Raw genomic sequence first — 21,309 nt, forward strand, 5'->3', positions numbered from 1 at the left:
AGTACTTCCCTTGAATCCCTGAATCTGATCCCCATAATAAGCCAAGTTAGCGAGATGAATGCGAAAAAAACGCGGAGAAATTCATGAGTAGTAAAGAACAGAAAACGCCTGAGGGGCAAGCCCCGGAAGAAATTATCATGGATCAGCACGAAGAAGTTGAGGCGGTTGAATCAGACGCTTCTGCTGAGCAGGTGGATCCGCGCGATGAAAAAATTGCGAATCTGGAAGCTCAGCTTGCTGAGGCCGAAACTCGCGAGCGCGACAGCGTGTTGCGTATCAAAGCGGAAATGGAAAACCTGCGTCGTCGTACCGAACTGGACGTAGAAAAAGCGCATAAGTTTGCGCTGGAAAAATTCGTCAACGAACTGCTGCCGGTGCTGGATAGCCTGGACCGCGCGCTGGAAGTTGCGGATAAAGATAATGACGCTATGGCGGCGATGGTTGAAGGTATTGAGCTGACCCGTAAGTCAATGCTGGATGTCGTGGCGAAGTTTGGTGTACAGGTGGTTGCGGATATCGATGTGCCGATGGACCCGAACGTGCACCAGGCAATTGCAATGGTAGAGTCCGACGACGTTGCTGCCGGTAATGTGCTGATGGTAATGCAAAAAGGCTATACCCTGAACGGACGTACCATCCGCGCCGCGATGGTCTCTGTGGCGAAAGCCAAAGGCTAATCAGCCTTCAGGCCGGGTAATGCTCACGCGCTACCCGGCCTGAATTACTCTCACTGGTCCGACACGCTTTCCCGTAGCGGTTTGACCGGCAATACCTGCACCTGTTTAATCATATTGTCCTGCACGTCGAGAATATCGATATCGTACTGTCCAATGCGCACACGCGTGCCGGCAACCGGGATCTCTTCCAGTGCTTCAAGAATAATACCATTCACGGTACGTGCGTCATCTTCCGGCAGGTGCCAGTTAAACGCCTTATTGATTTCACGAACGTTGGCGCTGCCGTCAATGATCACCGAGCCATCATTCTGCGGCGTTACCTCTTCGGCAAGCGTGGGTGACATTGAAGTGGTGAAGTCGCCGACAATCTCTTCCAGAATATCTTCGACCGTGACCAGCCCCTGAATATCGCCATATTCATTGACAACCAGACCCACTTTCTTCTTGTTTCGCTGAAACTTAATGAGCTGGGTGCTGAGAGGCGTACCTTCCGGGACGTAATAAATTTCGTCGGCGGCACGTAACATGGTCTCTTTGGTGAACTCTTTTTTCTCTGCCATCAATCGCCAGGCTTCACGTACGCGCAGCATACTGATGGCGTCGTCCAGCGAGTCGCGGTACAGCACAATACGGCCGTGTGGAGAGTGCGAAAGCTGACGCACGATTGACTTCCAGTCATCGTTAATATCAATGCCGATGATTTCGTTACGCGGGATCATGATGTCATCGACGCTGACTTTTTCCAGATCCAGCACTGACAGCAGCATATCCTGGTTACGGCGTGAGATTTGCGAGCGCGATTCATTCACCAGCGTTCGCAGTTCATCTTTACTCAGCGAACCGCTCACCACGATATCCGTTTTGATGCCCATCATGCGCATAAGTAGCCGCGTGATGGTGTTGAGTAGCCACACCAACGGCATCATCAGAATCTGCAGTGGAGCCAGCAGTACACTGCTCGGATAGGCAACTTTTTCTGGATACAGCGCGGCAATAGTTTTGGGCAGTACTTCGGCAAAAACCAGCACGACAAACGTCAGTACCCCAGTGGCAATAGCGACACCCGCATCGCCATACAGGCGCATACCGACAATGGTGCCGAGCGCGGAGGCCAGAATATTCACCAGATTATTACCGATGAGCACCAGGCTTATCAGGCGGTCCGGCTTACGAAGTAGCTTTTCAACGCGTTTTGCCTGACGATTTCCCTGCTTGGCCCGATGACGTAGACGATAGCGATTCAGGGTCATCATTCCGGTTTCAGAACCGGAAAAATAGGCGGAAATGACCACCATGATGAGAAGCGTGACAATGAGCGTGGTGGTGGAGATGTGTTCCACGTAGGGTTCCTTAAAGATTTAACTCACGAACTGCTGCAGGATACGACTGCCGAAATAGGCCAGCGTTAGAATGCCTGCGCCTGCGACGTTAAACCATACGACGCGACGTCCGCGCCAGCCTTCATGGTAATGCCCCCACAACAGAACGATATAGACAAACCATGCCACGATAGAGAGAACGGCTTTATCAATGTTCTCGGTACTGAACAGGTTATGCATGTAAAACAGGCCTGTGCACAGGGTGAGCGTCAGCAGAACCACGCCAATTTGGGTGATATGAAACATTTTCCGCTCAATACTCATTAGTGGCGGCATCTCATTGCTGAAGGCCAGTTTTTTGTTTTTCAACTGGTAGTCGATCCATGCCAGTTGCAGCGCATAGAGTGCGGCGATAATCAGCGTGGCGTAAGCGAATAGCGATAGCCCGATGTGAATCATCATGCCCGGCGTAGCTTCGAGATGGGTGATGAACTCGTTCGGCATAAACGTGGCGAAGGCCAGGTTGATTAGCGCAAAGGCGTAGACAATGGGCAGCAATAGCCAGCCACGATTGCGGGAAGCGACGATAGTCATTACCGTACAGATCATCAGGCTAACCAGTGAGCCGACGTTCAACAGACTCAGGTTTTGTCCGCTTTCACCGCCGGGCAGAATTCGCGCTTCCAGGGCGATAGCATGACTTACCAGCGCGACGACCGCAGAGAGAATAGCCATACGCCGCCAGCCGCTGTTTTTTTGCAGCAGAGCGGGAATAATCAGCGCAAGGCTGACTGAGTAGGCGACAAGGGCGAGCAGAGCAAAAACGGGCATATAGGTGTCGACAGTTGGCCAGTGATAAAGAAAAGCAGTATAGCGTTACGTGACCGCTGCTCCAACCGTTGCATAACAACAAAGGCGGCTTCATGTTATACTGCGACAAATTTCTGTTGATGTGTCGCTGTCGCGACCGACCGTTTCCACCCCAGGCGAGAGACAATGTTTGATAATTTAACCGATCGTTTGTCGCGCACGCTGCGCAATATCAGTGGCCGTGGACGCCTTACTGAAGACAACGTTAAAGAGACGCTGCGCGAAGTGCGCATGGCGCTGCTGGAGGCTGACGTAGCGCTGCCGGTAGTGCGTGAGTTTATCAATCGCGTAAAAGAGAAAGCGGTTGGTCATGAAGTTAACAAAAGCCTGACGCCGGGTCAGGAGTTCGTCAAGATTGTCCGTAACGAACTGGTTGCGGCAATGGGCGAAGAAAACCAGACCCTGAATCTGGCTGCACAGCCGCCAGCCGTTGTGCTGATGGCTGGTCTGCAGGGGGCGGGTAAAACGACCAGCGTCGGTAAGCTGGGGAAATTCCTGCGTGAGAAGCATAAGAAGAAAGTGCTGGTGGTCTCCGCGGACGTTTATCGCCCGGCGGCGATAAAACAGCTGGAAACGCTGGCCGAGCAGGTCGGTGTGGACTTCTTCCCGTCGGATGTCGGCCAGAAGCCGGTCGATATCGTTAACGCCGCGCTGAAAGAAGCCAAACTCAAATTCTACGACGTGCTGCTGGTGGATACCGCCGGTCGCCTGCACGTTGATGAAGCGATGATGGACGAAATCAAACAGGTCCACGCTTCTATCAAGCCGGTTGAAACGCTGTTTGTGGTCGACGCCATGACCGGTCAGGATGCCGCGAATACCGCAAAAGCCTTCAACGAAGCGCTGCCGTTAACCGGTGTCGTGCTGACCAAAGTTGATGGTGATGCTCGTGGTGGTGCGGCGCTCTCTATTCGTCATATCACCGGCAAGCCGATTAAATTCCTCGGCGTTGGCGAGAAAACCGAAGCGCTGGAGCCGTTCCACCCGGATCGTATTGCTTCGCGTATTCTCGGCATGGGTGACGTGCTGTCGCTGATCGAAGATATCGAAAGCAAGGTCGACCGCGCGCAGGCAGAGAAATTAGCCAGCAAGCTGAAAAAAGGCGACGGCTTCGATCTCAACGATTTCCTTGAGCAGCTCAACCAGATGAAAAACATGGGCGGCATGGCAAGCCTGATGGGCAAGCTGCCTGGCATGGGGCAGATCCCAGACAACGTGAAATCGCAGATGGACGATAAAGTGCTGGTGCGTATGGAAGCCATCATCAACTCGATGACGATGAAAGAACGCGCTAAGCCGGAAATCATCAAAGGTTCCCGTAAACGCCGTATTGCTGCCGGCTGCGGTATGCAGGTACAGGACGTAAACCGCCTTCTGAAACAGTTCGACGACATGCAGCGCATGATGAAGAAAATGAAGAAAGGCGGTATGGCGAAGATGATGCGTGGCATGAAGGGTATGATGCCGCCAGGCTTCCCTGGTAGATAAATATATCGGGCTACCTAATTTGCCTTTTTGACGTCGGGGTGGGCTCGAAATGCTCACGTACTGCATGTACGTTCCGCTTTCTGCGCGCACACCGACGCCAAACTGGCTGCAATGGTAACGCCCTGGTATAAAGCCTCATCACATGTTGATTGCTTTTTTCCCAGAAATCAGTAAAATTTTCGGGCTTTTAATATGACACCCGGGCTCCGTTCCTCGATGGGGCCTGGGTGTTTTATTCACACAAGAGGATGTTATGGTTACTATTCGTTTAGCTCGTCACGGCGCTAAAAAGCGTCCGTTCTACCAGGTTGTTGTTACCGACAGCCGTAATGCACGCAACGGTCGCTTCATCGAGCGCGTTGGCTTCTTTAACCCAATCGCTAGCGAAAAAGAAGAAGGCACTCGCCTGGATCTGGATCGCATCGCTCACTGGGTTGGCCAGGGCGCGACTATTTCTGATCGCGTAGCTACGCTGATCAAAGCAGCAAACAAAGCAGCTTAATCTGTCACGGTGGTCATGATGAGCAAGCAACTCGCCGCGCAGGCTCCTGTGGAACCCATCGTTTTGGGGAAAATGGGGTCTTCTTACGGTATCCGTGGTTGGCTCAGAGTGTTTTCTTCCACTGAAGACGCCGAAAGCATTTTTGACTATCAGCCTTGGTTTATCCAGAAGGCGGGTCAGTGGCAGCAAGTACAGCTGGAAAGCTGGAAGCACCACAATCAGGATCTGATCATCAAGCTGAAAGGCGTTGACGATCGTGATTCGGCGAATCTACTGACTAATTGCGAAATTGTCGTGGATTCCTCGCAGTTGCCAGCGCTGGAAGATGGTTCCTACTACTGGAAAGACCTTATGGGCTGCCAGGTAGTGACCACTGAAGGTTACGATCTCGGTAAAGTCGTCGATATGATGGAAACCGGTTCGAATGACGTCATTGTCATTAAGGCAAACCTGAAAGATGCGTTTGGTATCAAGGAACGTCTTGTACCGTTCCTCGATGGGCAGGTTATCAAGAAAGTCGATCTCGCTACTCGTACTATCGAAGTAGATTGGGATCCTGGTTTTTAAACCACCGGATAAACGGTAAAAGTCGGCGTTATGGGGATTGGCTTGTGTTTATAGGTATCGTTAGCCTGTTTCCAGAAATGTTCCGCGCAATTACCGATTACGGGGTAACTGGCCGGGCAGTAAAAAATGGCCTGCTGAACATCCAGAGCTGGAGTCCTCGTGACTTTACTCATGACCGGCACCGTACCGTGGACGATCGTCCTTACGGCGGCGGACCGGGGATGTTAATGATGGTGCAACCTTTACGGGACGCCATTCATGCAGCAAAAGCTGCGGCTGGTGAAGGCGCAAAGGTGATTTATCTGTCACCTCAGGGACGCAAGCTTGATCAAGCGGGCGTTAGCGAACTGGCCACGAATCAAAAGCTGATTCTGGTGTGTGGTCGCTATGAAGGAATAGATGAGCGCGTGATTCAAACCGAAATTGACGAAGAATGGTCAATCGGCGATTACGTTCTCAGCGGTGGTGAGTTACCAGCAATGACGCTGATCGACTCCGTTTCTCGGTTTATTCCGGGAGTTCTGGGTCATGAAGCTTCGGCAATCGAAGATTCGTTTGCTGATGGGTTGCTGGATTGCCCGCACTATACCCGACCTGAAGTGTTAGAACAGATGGAAGTACCGGCAGTGTTACTGTCGGGGAACCACGCTGAGATACGTCGCTGGCGTTTAAAACAGTCGCTGGGCCGGACCTGGCTTAGAAGACCTGAACTTCTGGAAAACCTGGCTCTGACTGAAGAGCAAGCAAGGTTGCTGGCGGAGTTCAAAACGGAACACGCACAACAGCAGCATAAACATGATGGGCTGGTCTGAGACCCCCAAATATCAGTTTACCCAGGATAAGAGATTAAATTATGAGCAACATTATTAAGCAACTTGAACAAGAGCAGATGAAGCAGGACGTACCTTCCTTCCGTCCGGGTGATACCGTGGAAGTGAAAGTATGGGTTGTTGAAGGTTCCAAAAAACGTCTGCAGGCATTCGAGGGCGTGGTTATCGCTATTCGTAACCGCGGTCTGCACTCTGCATTCACTGTTCGTAAAATTTCCAACGGCGAAGGCGTTGAGCGTGTCTTCCAGACTCACTCTCCGGTAGTTGACAGCATTGCTGTTAAACGTCGTGGTGCTGTTCGTAAAGCTAAACTGTACTACCTGCGTGAGCGCACTGGTAAGTCTGCTCGTATCAAAGAGCGTCTTAACTAAGATTCGCGCAAGCGACATCCTGTTAGAAAAGGGCTGGCCGAAAGGCTGGCCCTTTTTTTATTCCGACCTTACTCTTTTGTTTTATTGCAATTGGATGGCTGCGCGGCGCGCAGCCAGTTGAGGACTTTTACGGCGTAGCGATCACGACTGCAACCCGGCGGTTTTCAGCACGACCTTTTGACGTCTGATTACTGGCGATCGGGTATTTTTTCCCGAGTCCCTGCGTTGTCAGATTAGTGCGGGGAATGTTGGCGCCCTGTGCCCACGCATCGGCAACCACATTCGCGCGTTTGAGCGACAGCGCTTCGTTGTAGCTGTCTTCGCCGTAGTTATCGGTATGACCATCCATACGCGCATGGTTTAACCCGGTAGCTGCCAGTTTGGATGCCATTTCCTGGATCTGCTTTTCACTTTCAGGGCGGAGCTTATAGTCATTTTTGTCAAACAGGATGTTGTCAGACAGACCAAGAGACCAGTCTCCGGAAGCTTCGGTAAATCCGTACGATTTCATGGCTGCAATTTGCTCCGGGGTAAATTTTCCCTGAGGTGCCTGACAGCCTGCCAAAATCAGTAAAAGCAGAAGAAACGGGGATGATAGACGTTTTAGCATGTGTAAGTCCTTATTTTTTAATAATGCGTTCAGAACGCAAATTTTTGGCCTGATACATATTTTTATCGGCAAGTTCTTGTAATTTCTCGGCAGAGGCATGTTCCCACGTCAGCGCAAAACCAATGCTGAGTGTCATGCTTGCCTGATGACCGTTATGCAGGTCAAAAGGTCGGTTAAACTCGTGTGACAGTGCCGCGCAGATCCGCTGAACTTCGTATTCAGAGTGAACGCTGTACAGCACCATAGCGAACTCATCGCCGCCAAGTCTGTAGGGGTGATGTCGATTACCACCAAACTCGGACAGCCTGTTTGCAACTTCAATCAGGACCCGATCCCCCGCTGCGTGGCCCCAGGTATCATTAATAAATTTAAAATTATCACCATCAAGGAATAACAGTGCGGAGCTGCTGTGGGCGGCATGGTCATTCATCAGGGCGTTAATGCTGCTGCGAAATGCGGCGCGATTCGCCAGTCCGGTCAGCGGATCGTGTAGCGCCGTACGCAAAAGCTGGGCGTTCTTTGCCTGCAGTTTAAGTTGCCACTCCTCCATCTCGTCCAGCAGACTATTAAAATCCTGGGCAAAAAGGTGAAACTCTTCAATGCGCTCTTCTGAAACGCGCCGTGAAAAGTTACGGTTGGTACGAACATCATGTACCACCTCGGTTATATTTTGCAGGGCTTCCACGACGCCATTATGTAAATAACGAGTGAGCATTAATGCAATGCCAGAGGCCAACAGAATGCACCCGGTAAGGACGGCCAGCGACAAATAGATGAAATGGCTGATAACGCTATCGCGCGCAGTCAATCGTACTTCGCCGATGACGTTGCCATTATGCAAAATAGGTTGAGTGACCGGTTGTGGGAACAGCCAGTGGCTGATAAGTCCGCTGATTTTTTCAGTGGTATCCTGCGCGTTATAGCGCCAGGTGGCGATCACCTTCTGGTTTTTATTACGAACTTCTGCAACGGAAAATTGCCCCTGCTGGCCCAGTGCTGCCAGCGTTTCAGTGGCCGCGACGCCATCAGAAAAAACTAATGCTGCTTCAAGTGTGCGGGTCATGGTTGCAGCGGTCAGATCCAGGTTCTTTTGCGCATACTGTCTCAATGCCAGCACCGAAGAAATGCTGAGCAGCAGCCAGATCAGCGTCATAGTTACCAGAACGCTGATTATGCTGATACGCCGTAATGTCCGCTTAAACGTCGGGCGTGTTATGGGAGAATGGCCCTTATCCATGCTTCTGATTCCGTGCAAGCATTAATACGTCCGGACTGACCCTTACGCCACTGCGTGAAAGGGAATCCATATTTACGGAAAATCTCACATCTTCATCTTTAATTATGAGGCAAAAGGCGCTGCCAATAACGCATTCGGGGTTCTGTTCGGCAATTAATAGCAATGCCTTAGACGGATATTTATTCTTTAATTCCACCTGATAAGTAGGGGATTCTTTTCCAAAATAAAAGCCATCACACTGCGAAACTAATATTTCTTGTTCCGTACGAATGATGACGGGAAGATAGGGTAATGCTCCGGCACTGGTATCTCCCAGGACACTGGAAAAACGCGATGAAGAGAAAATACACAATTTGGGGGGGCCGGACAGTGCAGGCCAGCGCGTATAACTGACGATGCCGGAAACCATAGCGCGTACAGATTTTGCTTCTTCCGTAACGCTTTGGGCGTACAGCGGTAATCCGGTCAGGAGCAGTGCCAGTAGAAGTATGAGTCGGTAAGAATAGCTCATGAATAGTTACCTACCAGCGTTTGCCGTAAAACGTCGAAATACATTCAAGATTATTTAGGACAAAATAACATTATTTTCCTAAGCCGTCATTATGCCAGGTGGAAAGCCATTGGTGATTTAAGTTAAATCTTAGTAATTTATAAAATATAAGCTATTGTTTAATTTAATCTTATTGAGGTGGCACCTTCGTTTGCTCCTTTTTGCCAGGCACTGTGTAACTGGTCAATATTTTCGACCGTATCACAACTTGGGGGAAAGGTTTTCCCGGTCAAACCTCTGGCGTAAACAAAATCCGGCTGGCAGATTTTACGTTGTCCCTCGGCATAACCCTTAAGATATTCCGTACGATCGACTTCGGGGTCATTGTAGTTGTCGGCAAGAGTTTCATTATCTTTAACGGCATACCCCGAAATGGCATCTTGTATTCCGGCGTCGTACCAGGCGGTTCCCGTCCATGTGGGGGCGTGGGTATAAGGATCTATCTGACATCCGCTAAGAAGTAATAGAAATAGGGTGCTGATGAGTTGCTTCATTGCCTGTACTCCCTCGTTTTTTTAAGCATAGTGGATCTATATATCGGGTGATGTAAATTTTAATGTACACAGTGGAGGGCTTGGTTTGTCATTAAATTGCATTCTGTAAATTAAAATTTACGGTTTGTGGATTGAAATCTTTACCTGTTGTGTTATCGTTATCACCTCCTCGCTGAGGACCAACTATCGCAAACGAGCTAAACAGGATCACCACCATGCAAAAAGACGCGCTGAACAACGTACATATTACCGACGAACAGGTTCTGATGACTCCGGAGCAGCTGAAAGCTGAATTCCCGCTGAGCCAGGCGCAAGAAGCGCAAATCTCCCAGTCGCGTAAAACCATTTCAGATATTATCTCTGGTCGCGATCCGCGCCTGCTGGTGGTATGTGGCCCGTGTTCCATTCACGATCCTGAAATGGCTATTGAGTACGCTCGTCGGTTTAAAGCCCTTGCCGCAGAGGTCAGCGATAGCCTCTACCTGGTGATGCGTGTCTATTTTGAAAAACCCCGTACCACCGTCGGCTGGAAAGGGTTAATTAACGATCCTCATATGGATGGCTCTTTTGATGTTGAAGCCGGCCTGAAAATTGCGCGTCAGCTGCTGCTTGAACTGGTGAATATGGGACTACCGCTGGCAACTGAAGCGCTGGATCCCAATAGCCCGCAATACCTGGGCGATCTGTTTAGCTGGTCTGCAATCGGTGCGCGTACCACGGAATCGCAGACTCACCGCGAAATGGCTTCCGGTCTTTCGATGCCGGTCGGCTTTAAGAACGGTACTGACGGTAGCCTGGCGACCGCCATTAACGCGATGCGCGCGGCGGCACAGTCGCACCGCTTTGTTGGTATTAACCAGGCTGGACAGGTTGCACTGCTGCAAACTCAGGGTAACCCGGACGGTCACGTGATCCTGCGCGGTGGTAAAGCGCCGAACTACAGCCCGGCAGATGTCGCCCAGTGCGAAAAAGAGATGGAGCAGGCGGGACTACGACCTTCTCTGATGGTAGATTGCAGTCATGGTAACTCCAATAAAGATTACCGCCGCCAGCCTGCCGTGGCTGAATCCGTGATTGCACAAATCAAAGATGGCAATCGCTCGATCATTGGCTTGATGATTGAAAGTAATATTCACGAAGGCAACCAGTCTTCTGAACAGCCGCGTAGCAAAATGAAATACGGCGTGTCTGTAACTGATGCCTGCATTAGCTGGGAAATGACGGATGCGCTACTGCGTGAAATTAGCCAGGATTTAAACGGCCAGCTGTCGGCGCGTGTAGCATAAGAGGTTGGTTATGGTTGCTGAATTGACCGCATTACGCGATCAAATTGATGAAGTCGACAAGGCGCTGCTGGGTTTACTGGCACGTCGCCTGGAGCTGGTGGCCGAAGTCGGTGAAGTAAAAAGCCGCTTTGGGCTGCCTATCTACGTGCCGGAACGGGAAGCCTCTATGCTGGCCTCCCGCCGGGCGGAAGCGGAAGCCCTTGGCGTGCCGCCGGACCTGATTGAAGATGTGCTGCGCCGGGTTATGCGCGAGTCTTACTCCAGTGAGAACGACAAAGGATTTAAAACGCTTTGTCCTTCTCTGCGACCGGTGGTGATTGTCGGCGGCGGCGGTCAGATGGGACGTCTGTTCGAAAAAATGCTCACCCTGTCAGGTTATCAGGTACGGATCCTGGAACAGCAGGACTGGGATCGTGCGCCGGAGATCGTCTCTGATGCGGGCATGGTGATCGTCAGCGTGCCGATCCACGTCACTGAGCAGGTGATCGCCAAATTACCGCGTCTGCCGTCCGACTGCATCCTGGTGGATCTGGCTTCGGTGAAAAATGGTCCTTTGCAGGCGATGCTGGCGGCGCACGACGGCCCGGTGGTGGGATTACACCCTATGTTTGGCCCGGACAGCGGCAGTCTGGCAAAGCAGGTCGTCGTCTGGTGTGACGGACGTCAGCCGGAAGCCTATCAGTGGTTTCTGGAACAGATTCAGGTGTGGGGTGCGCGACTGCATCGGATCAGTGCTGTGGAACACGACCAGAACATGGCATTTATTCAGGCATTGCGTCACTTTGCGACCTTTGCTTACGGTCTGCATTTAGCGGAAGAGAATGTTCAACTAGAGCAGTTACTGGCACTCTCTTCGCCGATTTATCGCCTTGAACTGGCGATGGTCGGACGTCTGTTTGCCCAGGATCCGCAGCTCTATGCCGATATCATTATGTCGTCTGAGAGTAACCTTGCGCTGATCAAACGCTACTACCAACGTTTTGGTGAGGCGATCGGTTTACTGGAGCAGGGCGATAAGCAAGCGTTCATCGACAGCTTCCGTAAGGTGGAGCAATGGTTTGGTGATTATGCGAAACGCTTCCAGAATGAAAGCCGTACTTTGTTGCGCCAGGCTAACGATAGTCGCCAATAAATACGATGCTTGATGGCAACGCTGATGCGTTGTATCAGTCATACAAGGATCGGCTAAATAGAATGCCGGAGAAGCGTAGCGCCATCCGGCATTGTCAAACGTTAGCTTGGATCGACCGGCACCACATTCTCACTTGGATAGCAGCCAAGTACTTTCATCGAGCGCGTAATCTCACCTAACTCCTTCAATGCTTTTTGCATCTGGGGTGATTCCAGGTTGGCCTGGATATCAAGATAAAACATTTCTTCCCACGGATTGCCGTGAATCGGGCGTGACTCCAGTTTAGTCATAATCAGATTATGGTTGCGCAGTACCAGCAGAGCTTCTACCAGCGCACCGGCTTGTTGTCCTGTCGCCATCAGCAACGTGGTTTTTGCTGGCACCTGATCGGAAACATTGATTGCCTTGCGCGCCAGTACCACGAAGCGGGTGATGTTTTGCGTCTGATTAGCTTCGATATGCTCGAGAACCTGCAAACCGTATAGTACGCCTCCGGCTTCGCTCCCCAGAGCCGCCACGCGCGGTGAGTTAGCCTGCGCAACTTTTTCCATCGCCGCCGAGGTGCTTTCGGTGTACTCAATCTTCCAGTGCGGGTAACGACTCAGGAATTTGCTGCACTGCTGGAATGGCTGCGGATGGCTATATACCGTTTCAATGGTCTCGAGATCTGTCGTGCCGGACACCAGTAGGCAGTGGTCAATCGTGATAGTCATCTCGCCAACGATAGACAGGCTGGTGTGCTGTAGCAGGTCGTAAACGTCGTTAATCCCACCGGAACTGGTGTTTTCAATCGGAACCACTGCGTAGTCAGCTTGTCCGGTTTCGACCTGATTAAAGATATCGGCAAATTTCGCGCAGCCGCTTTCTATAAATTGTTCAAAATGGCGGGCAGCATACTGACGTGCGGCAAGATGAGAATATGACCCTTTTGGCCCAAGGAAAGCAACGCGTGCTGAGTGCGGGTTAATTTTGTTCAGATGCTGCTGGAGCAGTGCCTGCTGAGTCAGGACGGAGTCTTCGATTATGAGCTGGAACAGGCGAGTGATGTAGTGAGCATCAAGATGATGTGCTTTGCCAAGCTGAATCAGTCGGTCCAACAGATCGCGCTCACGGTCGATATCACGAACTGGACGATGTGAAAGGAGCTTAGCTTTGCCAACTTCTACGGCCAGTCCACGTCGCTCAGCCAGCAGGGCCAGTAATTTTTCATCCAGCGTGCTGATCTTATCGCGCAGCGCCAGCAATGGGTTTTCCGATGTCATAGTGTTGCCTTTCTTGTTATCAATAAAAAAGGCCCCCCGTTGTGGGAGGCCTTATTGTTCGTCTTCGCATTCTTTATCACACGACGAAACGCCTCCCATTCAGGGGAAGGTAAAAAAGAATGCGAAGAAGAACGGGACAAGTTTCATGTAATTTTCCTTTGGCTACGTCAGTAAAGTACCCGTACTGTTTTCACCCTGTCAACAAAAAACGCGCCCGGAGGCGCGTTGGCGATACACTCAATGTAAGGGACTACTCTTCTTCTGCTTCGACGAAGTTGGCGTCTTTGACTGAAGTTGTTGCACGACGGGCTTCGCCTTTGTGCTGCACTTTATTGAGCTGCCGTTCCAGCTTGTTGATCAAATCGTTAATTGCGGTGTACATATCCTCGTGTTTTGCGCTGGCGACCAGATGTCCGTTCGGTGTATTGATGGTGGCATCAGCAATGAAACCCTGCGGCTCCTTAGACAGAATGATATGTGGATTAATCAGATGAGTTTGCCATTTTTCGAGTTTGGCGAGACGGTCTGCGACATGCTGGCGAATTGCCGGAGTAATTTCCATTTGTTTACTGGTAATGTTCATTGTCATAAATTTTACCTCTTGTCTTTCCCGTCTTGGTGATTCCAGCATACCGTTCCTAATGTCAAAATGTGTGATATTAATCACATTTTTTTGTCGCTTTTTGTCAAGAAAACCTTTTTGTGAGGCACCGCAGGAACAAGCGATTTTTTACTTGAGGAATACCTGAAAGCAGGCCATATTTGATGAGATGCGTTGCAGCTAAACCGCTTCAGTTGTGACGTTTACGGATAAAAAAACGGCAGCCTTTGGGCTGCCGTTTGCATTCTGAGATAAATCAGGTATTGCTGCTATTAGCGGCAATGATTTTCGCTACTTTTTCTGCCTGCGCATTCATCTGCATCTGGCGATAAGCATTTTCCATCAACGGCAGGGCATTGCGTGTTGCCTGGGTATCCGGGAAGTCGCGCAGCATGCCTTCCACACGGTTTACCACGGCAACCCATGCACCGCGGGCAGTGTAGTATTCCACAACGGAATATTCATACTTCGCCAGACGGTCTTTCAGGAATACCAGACGTTTGGTGGCGTCAGTGGTGTACTGGCTGTTCGGATAGCCACGTACCAGTTTGGAAAAGTCATTAAACGCAGCTCGGGCATGTTGCGGATCGCGATCGCTGCGATCAACACCAAAGAATCCTTGCAGTGCGCTATCATCCAACGCCATATTGGTCAGGCCACGCATATACATGACATAATCAATGTTAGGGTGTGTCGGGTTAAGACGAATAAAACGATCGATGGCAGCCTGAGCAAGTGGCAGATCGGCGTTTTTGTAGTAGGCGTAGATGAGATCTAATTGCACCTGCTGAGAATACGGTCCAAATGGATAACGGTTATCCAACGCTTCTAATTGCGTTATTGCCTGTTTCCAGTTACCGTCCTGCAGCTTTTGCTGAGCAGTCGCGTAGATTTCATTTGGCGGATTATCGGGCACCTCTTCCTTTGAACCAGAGCAACCCGCCAAAAACAGGCTCAACGTGGCTGCTGCCACCAGATATTTCATGCGCGTCATGACGTTTTGACTTTCCTCAAAATGTTTTACGGGAGATTCTCTGTTCCTGCTCCCGGTTAAGACCAGCTACAATAGCACACTATATTAAACGGCAAAGCCGTAAAACCCAACGTTAAACGAAGAAGCAGTTTATGGCACAACGAGTAGAACTCACCGCAACAGTCTCCGAAAATCAGCTCGGTCAACGCTTAGATCAGGCTTTGGCCGAATTGTTCCCTGATTATTCGCGATCGCGCATAAAAGAATGGATCCTTGACCAGCGCGTACTGGTAAATGGCAATCTTTGCGATAAACCGAAAGAAAAAGTGTTGGGTGGAGAGCGCGTCTCCATCACTGCAGAAATTGATGAAGAGGTTCGTTTTGAACCTCAGGATATCCCACTGGATATCGTTTATGAAGATGACGATATTCTTGTCATCAACAAACCCCGTGACCTCGTAGTGCATCCGGGCGCCGGTAATCCTGATGGCACGGTATTGAATGCATTACTGCATTACTACCCGCCAATCGCGGATGTTCCACGTGCTGGTATCGTGCACCGTCTGGATAAAGACACGACCGGATTAATGGTGGTGGCAAAAACCGTTCCGGCGCAAACGCGTCTGGTGGAGTCGCTGCAGCTGCGTGAAATTACCCGTGAGTACGAAGCCGTGGCGATTGGTCATATGACGGCAGGCGGAACCGTTGAGGAACCGATTAGCCGCCACCCGACCAAGCGTACGCACATGGCGGTACACCCGATGGGGAAACCGGCGGTGACGCACTATCGCATTATGGAACACTTCCGTGTGCACACGCGTCTGCGCCTGCGTCTGGAAACCGGACGTACGCACCAGATCCGCGTGCACATGGCGCATATCACCCATCCGCTGGTGGGCGATCAGGTCTACGGCGGTCGTCCGCGTCCCCCGAAAGGCGCTTCTGACGAATTTATCTCCGTTCTGCGTAAGTTCGATCGTCAGGCGCTGCACGCGACTATGCTGCGTTTATATCACCCAATTTCAGGTATCGAAATGGAATGGCACGCACCGATTCCACAAGATATGGTGCAATTGATTGAAGTGATGCGCGCTGATTTCGAAGAACATAAGGATGATATTGCCTGGCTATGAGTAAGCTAATTGTGCCGCAGTGGCCGATACCGCAAGGTGTTGTGGCGTGTAGTTCTACCCGTATTGGCGGTGTTAGCATGCCGCCTTATGATTCGCTGAATCTGGGCGCCCATTGCGGCGACAACCCGGAGCATGTTGAAGAGAACCGCAAGCGGCTGTTTGCTGCGGGCAATCTGCCGTCAAAGCCAGTCTGGCTGGAGCAGGTCCACGGTAAGGATGTCCTGAAACTGACCGGCGAGCCTTACGCCTCCAAACGTGCGGATGCTTCTTACAGCAATACGCCGGGCACCGTGTGTGCAGTGATGACGGCCGACTGTCTGCCGGTGCTGTTTTGCAATCACGCTGGAACGGAAGTCGCGGCGGCACATGCGGGTTGGCGCGGATTATGCGCAGGCGTGCTGGAAGAGACGGTGGCGTGTTTTGCCGACAAACCTGAAAACATTATTGCCTGGCTAGGCCCGGCGATTGGCCCGAACGCGTTTGAAGTGGGAGCAGAAGTTCGCGCAGCGTTCATGGCGAAAGATCCGCAAGCGGACCTCGCATTTATACCGCATGGTGATAAATATCTGGCGAATATTTACCAGCTTGCGCGTCAGCGTCTGGCAAATATCGGAGTAGAGAACATCTACGGTGGCGACCGTTGCACCTTCAGCGAAAGTGAGACGTTCTTCTCTTATCGTCGCGACAATACCACGGGTCGTATGGCAAGTTTTATTTGGCTGATATAACCTAAAGAATCAAGACGATCCGGTACGTGTAATTTTCTTTTCACATAATTCAGGTCATTCACCTTGAATAATTGAGGGATGACCTCATTTAATCTCCAGTAGCAATTTTGACCTGTTATGGGAGGAGTTATGCGTCTGGATCGTCTTACTAATAAATTCCAGCTTGCTCTTGCCGATGCCCAGTCACTCGCATTGGGGCACGACAATCAATTCATCGAACCACTTCATCTAATGAGCGCCTTGCTGAATCAGGAAGGGGGATCGGTACGTCCTTTATTAACGTCTGCTGGCATTAATGCTGGCCAGTTACGTACAGCCATTGACCAGGCGTTGAGCCGGTTGCCGCAGGTAGAAGGTACCGGCGGTGATGTGCAGCCTTCTCAGGATCTGGTGCGTGTACTGAATCTTTGCGACAAGCTGGCGCAAAAACGTGGGGATAACTTTATTTCGTCAGAACTGTTCGTACTGGCGGCGCTTGAGTCACGCGGTACGCTGACCGATTTACTAAAATCAGCAGGTGCGACGACCGCGAATATCACTCAGGCAATTGAACAAATGCGTGGAGGTGAAAGCGTGAATGACCAGGGGGCTGAAGACCAACGTCAGGCCTTGAAAAAATATACCGTCGACCTGACCGAACGTGCCGAGCAGGGCAAACTCGATCCGGTCATCGGCCGTGATGAAGAAATTCGCCGTACTATTCAGGTACTGCAGCGGCGTACTAAAAATAACCCGGTGTTAATCGGCGAACCAGGCGTCGGTAAAACGGCTATCGTTGAAGGGCTGGCCCAACGAATTATCAATGGTGAAGTGCCGGAAGGCTTAAAAGGTCGCCGTGTGCTGGCGCTGGATATGGGCGCGCTGGTGGCTGGGGCCAAATATCGTGGTGAGTTTGAAGAACGCTTAAAAGGCGTGCTGAACGATCTCTCGAAACAGGAAGGCAATGTCATCCTGTTTATTGATGAGCTGCATACTATGGTTGGGGCGGGTAAAGCCGATGGCGCAATGGACGCCGGGAACATGCTGAAACCTGCGCTGGCACGCGGGGAACTGCACTGTGTAGGCGCAACAACGCTTGATGAATATCGCCAGTACATCGAAAAAGATGCGGCACTGGAACGTCGTTTCCAGAAAGTATTTGTAGCCGAACCTTCAGTAGAAGACACCATCGCGATTCTGCGTGGCCTGAAAGAACGTTATGAGCTGCACCACCATGTGCAGATCACTGACCCGGCGATTGTTGCGGCAGCTACGCTGTCTCACCGCTATATTGCCGATCGTCAGTTGCCGGACAAAGCTATCGACCTTATCGATGAGGCGGCATCCAGCATTCGTATGCAGATTGACTCCAAGCCGGAGGAACTCGACAGACTCGACCGCCGTATTATCCAGCTCAAACTGGAACAGCAGGCATTAATGAAAGAGTCTGATGAGGCGAGTAAAAAACGTCTCGATATGCTCAACGAAGAGCTGGACGATAAAGAGCGCCAGTATTCTGAATTAGAAGAAGAGTGGAAAGCTGAAAAAGCATCCCTTTCGGGAACGCAAACTATCAAGGCTGAGCTGGAGCAGGCGAAAATCGCTATCGAACAGGCGCGTCGTGTCGGCGACCTGGCGCGGATGTCTGAACTGCAGTACGGCAAAATTCCTGAACTGGAAAAACAGCTGGAAGCAGCCACCCAGTCTGAAGGCAAAACCATGCGTCTGCTGCGTAATAAAGTCACGGATGCAGAAATTGCAGAAGTGCTGGCGCGCTGGACCGGGATCCCGGTTGCTCGCATGCTGGAAGGCGAACGGGAAAAACTGTTGCGTATGGAGCAGCAGTTGCACAGCCGCGTGATTGGCCAGAACGAAGCGGTGGAAGCCGTTTCTAACGCTATCCGTCGTAGCCGTGCTGGCTTGTCCGATCCAAATCGCCCGATTGGTTCATTCTTGTTCCTCGGCCCAACCGGTGTCGGTAAAACTGAACTGTGCAAAGCGCTGGCAAACTTTATGTTCGACAGTGATGATGCCATGGTGCGTATCGATATGTCCGAGTTTATGGAGAAACACTCGGTGTCTCGTCTGGTCGGGGCGCCTCCGGGATATGTCGGCTATGAAGAAGGTGGATATCTGACAGAAGCGGTACGTCGTCGTCCTTACTCTGTCATCCTGCTGGATGAAGTGGAGAAAGCGCACCCGGATGTGTTCAATATTCTGTTGCAGGTGCTTGACGATGGTCGTCTGACTGACGGGCAGGGGAGAACGGTCGACTTCCGTAATACGGTTGTCATCATGACCTCGAACCTGGGGTCCGATCTGATTCAGGAACGCTTCGGCGAGCTGGACTACGGCCACATGAAGGATATGGTCCTTGGCGTCGTAAGCCATAATTTCCGCCCGGAATTCATCAACCGTATAGATGAAGTTGTTGTATTCCATCCGTTGGGTGAGCAGCACATTGCTTCTATTGCACAGATCCAACTGCAACGTCTGTATAAACGTCTGGAAGAGCGTGGCTATGAAATCCATATCTCTGACGAGGCGCTTAAACTGCTGAGTGCGAATGGTTACGATCCGGTGTATGGCGCACGTCCACTCAAACGTGCTATCCAGCAACAGATCGAAAATCCGCTGGCGCAGCAAATTCTGTCTGGTGAGCTGATTCCAGGCAAAACGATTCGGCTGGAAGTGAATGACGATCGCATTGTGGCAGTGCAGTAAGTCACAAAACGACAATAAACGAGCCCTGCGGGGCTCGTTTTTGTTTAAAAACAAAGCGAAAAGCAATGTAACGGTTGAAAAGTAGCCGCTTGATAAGTTTTTTGTATTTTTAACTTGTCAGTCTGAAATAACTCCCTATAATGCGCCTCCACTGACACGGAACAACGGATTACAAACCGCCGGGTCAGCGGAGAAAGGCGAAAATAAACGCTTGACTCTGTAGCGGGATGGCGTAATATGCACACCCCGCGCCGCTGAGAAAAAGCGAAGCGGCACTGTTCTTTAACAATTTATCAGACAATCTGTGTGGGCACTCGAAGATACGGATTCTTAACGTCGCAAGACGAAAAATGAATACCAAGTCTCTGAGTGAACACGTAATTCATTACGAAGTTTAATTCACGAGCATCAAACTTAAATTGAAGAGTTTGATCATGGCTCAGATTGAACGCTGGCGGCAGGCCTAACACATGCAAGTCGAACGGTAGCACAGAGGAGCTTGCTCCTTGGGTGACGAGTGGCGGACGGGTGAGTAATGTCTGGGAAACTGCCCGATGGAGGGGGATAACTACTGGAAACGGTAGCTAATACCGCATAACGTCGCAAGACCAAAGAGGGGGACCTTCGGGCCTCTTGCCATCGGATGTGCCCAGATGGGATTAGCTAGTAGGTGGGGTAACGGCTCACCTAGGCGACGATCCCTAGCTGGTCTGAGAGGATGACCAGCCACACTGGAACTGAGACACGGTCCAGACTCCTACGGGAGGCAGCAGTGGGGAATATTGCACAATGGGCGCAAGCCTGATGCAGCCATGCCGCGTGTATGAAGAAGGCCTTCGGGTTGTAAAGTACTTTCAGCGAGGAGGAAGGTGTTGTGGTTAATAACCGCAGCAATTGACGTTACTCGCAGAAGAAGCACCGGCTAACTCCGTGCCAGCAGCCGCGGTAATACGGAGGGTGCAAGCGTTAATCGGAATTACTGGGCGTAAAGCGCACGCAGGCGGTCTGTCAAGTCGGATGTGAAATCCCCGGGCTCAACCTGGGAACTGCATCCGAAACTGGCAGGCTAGAGTCTTGTAGAGGGGGGTAGAATTCCAGGTGTAGCGGTGAAATGCGTAGAGATCTGGAGGAATACCGGTGGCGAAGGCGGCCCCCTGGACAAAGACTGACGCTCAGGTGCGAAAGCGTGGGGAGCAAACAGGATTAGATACCCTGGTAGTCCACGCCGTAAACGATGTCGACTTGGAGGTTGTGCCCTTGAGGCGTGGCTTCCGGAGCTAACGCGTTAAGTCGACCGCCTGGGGAGTACGGCCGCAAGGTTAAAACTCAAATGAATTGACGGGGGCCCGCACAAGCGGTGGAGCATGTGGTTTAATTCGATGCAACGCGAAGAACCTTACCTACTCTTGACATCCAGAGAACTTAGCAGAGATGCTTTGGTGCCTTCGGGAACTCTGAGACAGGTGCTGCATGGCTGTCGTCAGCTCGTGTTGTGAAATGTTGGGTTAAGTCCCGCAACGAGCGCAACCCTTATCCTTTGTTGCCAGCGATTCGGTCGGGAACTCAAAGGAGACTGCCAGTGATAAACTGGAGGAAGGTGGGGATGACGTCAAGTCATCATGGCCCTTACGAGTAGGGCTACACACGTGCTACAATGGCATATACAAAGAGAAGCGACCTCGCGAGAGCAAGCGGACCTCATAAAGTATGTCGTAGTCCGGATTGGAGTCTGCAACTCGACTCCATGAAGTCGGAATCGCTAGTAATCGTGGATCAGAATGCCACGGTGAATACGTTCCCGGGCCTTGTACACACCGCCCGTCACACCATGGGAGTGGGTTGCAAAAGAAGTAGGTAGCTTAACCTTCGGGAGGGCGCTTACCACTTTGTGATTCATGACTGGGGTGAAGTCGTAACAAGGTAACCGTAGGGGAACCTGCGGTTGGATCACCTCCTTACCTTAAAGAAACGTTCTT

General features: G+C 51.2%; 21 protein-coding genes, 1 rRNA gene and 1 other annotated feature. Of the genes, 12 read left to right on the plus strand and 10 right to left on the minus strand.

Annotation, left to right across the window (positions count from 1 at the left end):
* The first annotated feature begins 83 nt into the window (after positions 1-83).
* Entirely contained in the window at positions 84-677 is a 594-nt protein-coding gene (gene grpE / locus HV302_RS06220; protein ID WP_003031221.1) for a nucleotide exchange factor GrpE, read from the plus strand.
* A gap of 50 nt (positions 678-727) precedes the next feature.
* On the opposite strand, the gene HV302_RS06225 is transcribed toward grpE, so the two are convergent.
* Together HV302_RS06225 and HV302_RS06230 are read right to left on the minus strand one after the other, a co-directional pair.
* Complete coding sequence (locus tag HV302_RS06225; protein ID WP_008324538.1) at positions 728-2,017, minus strand: HlyC/CorC family transporter; 1,290 nt, start codon at positions 2,015-2,017, stop codon at positions 728-730.
* A gap of 18 nt (positions 2,018-2,035) precedes the next feature.
* Complete coding sequence (locus HV302_RS06230; protein WP_003031224.1) at positions 2,036-2,827, minus strand: cytochrome C assembly family protein; 792 nt, start codon at positions 2,825-2,827, stop codon at positions 2,036-2,038.
* Between the two features lie 165 nt (positions 2,828-2,992).
* Here HV302_RS06230 and ffh point away from each other — a divergent pair, with 165 nt between their 5' ends.
* The 5 genes from ffh to rplS all read left to right on the plus strand — a co-directional run bounded on the left by ffh (position 2,993) and on the right by rplS (position 6,624).
* A complete protein-coding gene (gene ffh, locus HV302_RS06235; protein WP_003031226.1) occupies positions 2,993-4,354 on the plus strand; it encodes a signal recognition particle protein in 1,362 nt (453 codons plus the stop codon).
* Between the two features lie 253 nt (positions 4,355-4,607).
* A complete protein-coding gene (gene rpsP / locus HV302_RS06240; RefSeq protein ID WP_003031228.1) occupies positions 4,608-4,856 on the plus strand; it encodes a 30S ribosomal protein S16 in 249 nt (82 codons plus the stop codon).
* A gap of 18 nt (positions 4,857-4,874) precedes the next feature.
* Positions 4,875-5,423 carry a ribosome maturation factor RimM gene (rimM, locus tag HV302_RS06245; protein ID WP_003031230.1) on the plus strand — a complete coding sequence of 183 codons (549 nt, stop codon included), beginning with the start codon at positions 4,875-4,877 and terminating at the stop codon, positions 5,421-5,423.
* Positions 5,424-5,467: 44 nt separating this feature from the next.
* Positions 5,468-6,235 (plus strand): tRNA (guanosine(37)-N1)-methyltransferase TrmD, encoded by a 768-nt coding sequence (gene trmD, locus HV302_RS06250; protein WP_016157187.1) that lies wholly within the window; start codon positions 5,468-5,470, stop codon positions 6,233-6,235.
* Positions 6,236-6,276: 41 nt separating this feature from the next.
* Complete coding sequence (gene rplS, locus HV302_RS06255; protein ID WP_002914145.1) at positions 6,277-6,624, plus strand: 50S ribosomal protein L19; 348 nt, start codon at positions 6,277-6,279, stop codon at positions 6,622-6,624.
* Between the two features lie 127 nt (positions 6,625-6,751).
* Here the strand turns inward: rplS and HV302_RS06260 are convergent, their stop codons facing one another.
* The 4 genes from HV302_RS06260 to HV302_RS06275 form a co-directional block, all read right to left on the minus strand.
* A complete protein-coding gene (locus HV302_RS06260; RefSeq protein WP_016154071.1) occupies positions 6,752-7,234 on the minus strand; it encodes an OmpA family protein in 483 nt (160 codons plus the stop codon).
* 10 nt (positions 7,235-7,244) lie between these two features.
* Positions 7,245-8,471 (minus strand): diguanylate cyclase DgcN, encoded by a 1,227-nt coding sequence (gene dgcN / locus HV302_RS06265; protein WP_047414892.1) that lies wholly within the window; start codon positions 8,469-8,471, stop codon positions 7,245-7,247.
* Complete coding sequence (locus HV302_RS06270) at positions 8,464-8,982, minus strand: YfiR family protein (RefSeq protein ID WP_016157185.1); 519 nt, start codon at positions 8,980-8,982, stop codon at positions 8,464-8,466. Before HV302_RS06270 ends, dgcN begins: the two co-directional genes overlap by 8 nt.
* A gap of 158 nt (positions 8,983-9,140) precedes the next feature.
* Positions 9,141-9,515: a DUF2799 domain-containing protein gene (locus tag HV302_RS06275; protein ID WP_016157184.1), complete on the minus strand. Its 375-nt coding sequence runs from the start codon at positions 9,513-9,515 to the stop codon at positions 9,141-9,143.
* A 215-nt stretch (positions 9,516-9,730) separates the two neighbouring features.
* On the opposite strand from HV302_RS06275, the gene aroF reads away from it, so the two are divergent.
* Both aroF and tyrA read left to right on the plus strand, forming a co-directional pair.
* Positions 9,731-10,801 carry a 3-deoxy-7-phosphoheptulonate synthase AroF gene (gene aroF / locus HV302_RS06280; RefSeq protein WP_181627058.1) on the plus strand — a complete coding sequence of 357 codons (1,071 nt, stop codon included), beginning with the start codon at positions 9,731-9,733 and terminating at the stop codon, positions 10,799-10,801.
* A 10-nt stretch (positions 10,802-10,811) separates the two neighbouring features.
* Positions 10,812-11,933 (plus strand): bifunctional chorismate mutase/prephenate dehydrogenase, encoded by a 1,122-nt coding sequence (gene tyrA / locus HV302_RS06285; RefSeq protein ID WP_181627059.1) that lies wholly within the window; start codon positions 10,812-10,814, stop codon positions 11,931-11,933.
* Positions 11,934-12,034: 101 nt separating this feature from the next.
* On the opposite strand, the gene pheA is transcribed toward tyrA, so the two are convergent.
* The 4 genes from pheA to bamD all read right to left on the minus strand — a co-directional run bounded on the left by pheA (position 12,035) and on the right by bamD (position 14,790).
* Positions 12,035-13,195, minus strand: coding sequence for a bifunctional chorismate mutase/prephenate dehydratase (gene pheA, locus HV302_RS06290; RefSeq protein WP_016154065.1), 1,161 nt, complete (start codon positions 13,193-13,195; stop codon positions 12,035-12,037).
* A 22-nt stretch (positions 13,196-13,217) separates the two neighbouring features.
* Positions 13,218-13,343: a sequence feature (Phe leader region), on the minus strand.
* Positions 13,295-13,342, minus strand: a complete 48-nt coding sequence (gene pheL, locus HV302_RS06295; RefSeq protein ID WP_100250063.1) for a pheA operon leader peptide PheL — start codon at positions 13,340-13,342, stop codon at positions 13,295-13,297. Its footprint overlaps the feature before it by 48 nt.
* Positions 13,344-13,445: 102 nt before the next feature.
* Positions 13,446-13,784 (minus strand): ribosome-associated translation inhibitor RaiA, encoded by a 339-nt coding sequence (raiA, locus tag HV302_RS06300; RefSeq protein ID WP_003031244.1) that lies wholly within the window; start codon positions 13,782-13,784, stop codon positions 13,446-13,448.
* A 268-nt stretch (positions 13,785-14,052) separates the two neighbouring features.
* Positions 14,053-14,790, minus strand: a complete 738-nt coding sequence (gene bamD, locus HV302_RS06305; RefSeq protein ID WP_016154064.1) for an outer membrane protein assembly factor BamD — start codon at positions 14,788-14,790, stop codon at positions 14,053-14,055.
* Between the two features lie 131 nt (positions 14,791-14,921).
* Between bamD and rluD the strand changes: the two genes are divergently transcribed.
* The 4 genes from rluD to HV302_RS06325 all read left to right on the plus strand — a co-directional run bounded on the left by rluD (position 14,922) and on the right by HV302_RS06325 (position 21,291).
* Positions 14,922-15,902 carry a 23S rRNA pseudouridine(1911/1915/1917) synthase RluD gene (rluD, locus tag HV302_RS06310; protein WP_016154063.1) on the plus strand — a complete coding sequence of 327 codons (981 nt, stop codon included), beginning with the start codon at positions 14,922-14,924 and terminating at the stop codon, positions 15,900-15,902.
* Positions 15,899-16,630: a purine nucleoside phosphorylase YfiH gene (gene yfiH, locus HV302_RS06315; protein WP_181627060.1), complete on the plus strand. Its 732-nt coding sequence runs from the start codon at positions 15,899-15,901 to the stop codon at positions 16,628-16,630. The genes rluD and yfiH overlap by 4 nt, the downstream gene beginning before the upstream one ends.
* A 129-nt stretch (positions 16,631-16,759) precedes the next feature.
* Positions 16,760-19,333 carry an ATP-dependent chaperone ClpB gene (gene clpB / locus HV302_RS06320; protein WP_016154061.1) on the plus strand — a complete coding sequence of 858 codons (2,574 nt, stop codon included), beginning with the start codon at positions 16,760-16,762 and terminating at the stop codon, positions 19,331-19,333.
* A gap of 416 nt (positions 19,334-19,749) precedes the next feature.
* A 16S ribosomal RNA gene (locus tag HV302_RS06325) occupies positions 19,750-21,291 on the plus strand.
* Positions 21,292-21,309: the final 18 nt, after the last annotated feature.

It is taken from the genome of Citrobacter sp. RHBSTW-00859 (assembly GCF_013729795.1).
Lineage (GTDB): Bacteria > Pseudomonadota > Gammaproteobacteria > Enterobacterales > Enterobacteriaceae > Citrobacter > Citrobacter braakii.

Bases quoted from the DNA above. Each gene is read 5' to 3' on its own strand.
- grpE (WP_003031221.1), top strand. From the start codon at position 84: ATGAGTAGTAAAGAACAGAAAACGCCTGAGGGGCAAGCCCCGGAAGAA.
- HV302_RS06230 (WP_003031224.1), bottom strand. From the start codon at position 2,827: ATGCCCGTTTTTGCTCTGCTCGCCCTTGTCGCCTACTCAGTCAGCCTT.
- ffh (WP_003031226.1), top strand. From the start codon at position 2,993: ATGTTTGATAATTTAACCGATCGTTTGTCGCGCACGCTGCGCAATATC.
- rpsP (WP_003031228.1), top strand. From the start codon at position 4,608: ATGGTTACTATTCGTTTAGCTCGTCACGGCGCTAAAAAGCGTCCGTTC.
- rimM (WP_003031230.1), top strand. From the start codon at position 4,875: ATGAGCAAGCAACTCGCCGCGCAGGCTCCTGTGGAACCCATCGTTTTG.
- rplS (WP_002914145.1), top strand. From the start codon at position 6,277: ATGAGCAACATTATTAAGCAACTTGAACAAGAGCAGATGAAGCAGGAC.
- HV302_RS06260 (WP_016154071.1), bottom strand. From the start codon at position 7,234: ATGCTAAAACGTCTATCATCCCCGTTTCTTCTGCTTTTACTGATTTTG.
- dgcN (WP_047414892.1), bottom strand. From the start codon at position 8,471: ATGGATAAGGGCCATTCTCCCATAACACGCCCGACGTTTAAGCGGACA.
- HV302_RS06270 (WP_016157185.1), bottom strand. From the start codon at position 8,982: ATGAGCTATTCTTACCGACTCATACTTCTACTGGCACTGCTCCTGACC.
- HV302_RS06275 (WP_016157184.1), bottom strand. From the start codon at position 9,515: ATGAAGCAACTCATCAGCACCCTATTTCTATTACTTCTTAGCGGATGT.
- aroF (WP_181627058.1), top strand. From the start codon at position 9,731: ATGCAAAAAGACGCGCTGAACAACGTACATATTACCGACGAACAGGTT.
- tyrA (WP_181627059.1), top strand. From the start codon at position 10,812: ATGGTTGCTGAATTGACCGCATTACGCGATCAAATTGATGAAGTCGAC.
- pheA (WP_016154065.1), bottom strand. From the start codon at position 13,195: ATGACATCGGAAAACCCATTGCTGGCGCTGCGCGATAAGATCAGCACG.
- raiA (WP_003031244.1), bottom strand. From the start codon at position 13,784: ATGACAATGAACATTACCAGTAAACAAATGGAAATTACTCCGGCAATT.
- bamD (WP_016154064.1), bottom strand. From the start codon at position 14,790: ATGACGCGCATGAAATATCTGGTGGCAGCAGCCACGTTGAGCCTGTTT.
- rluD (WP_016154063.1), top strand. From the start codon at position 14,922: ATGGCACAACGAGTAGAACTCACCGCAACAGTCTCCGAAAATCAGCTC.
- yfiH (WP_181627060.1), top strand. From the start codon at position 15,899: ATGAGTAAGCTAATTGTGCCGCAGTGGCCGATACCGCAAGGTGTTGTG.
- clpB (WP_016154061.1), top strand. From the start codon at position 16,760: ATGCGTCTGGATCGTCTTACTAATAAATTCCAGCTTGCTCTTGCCGAT.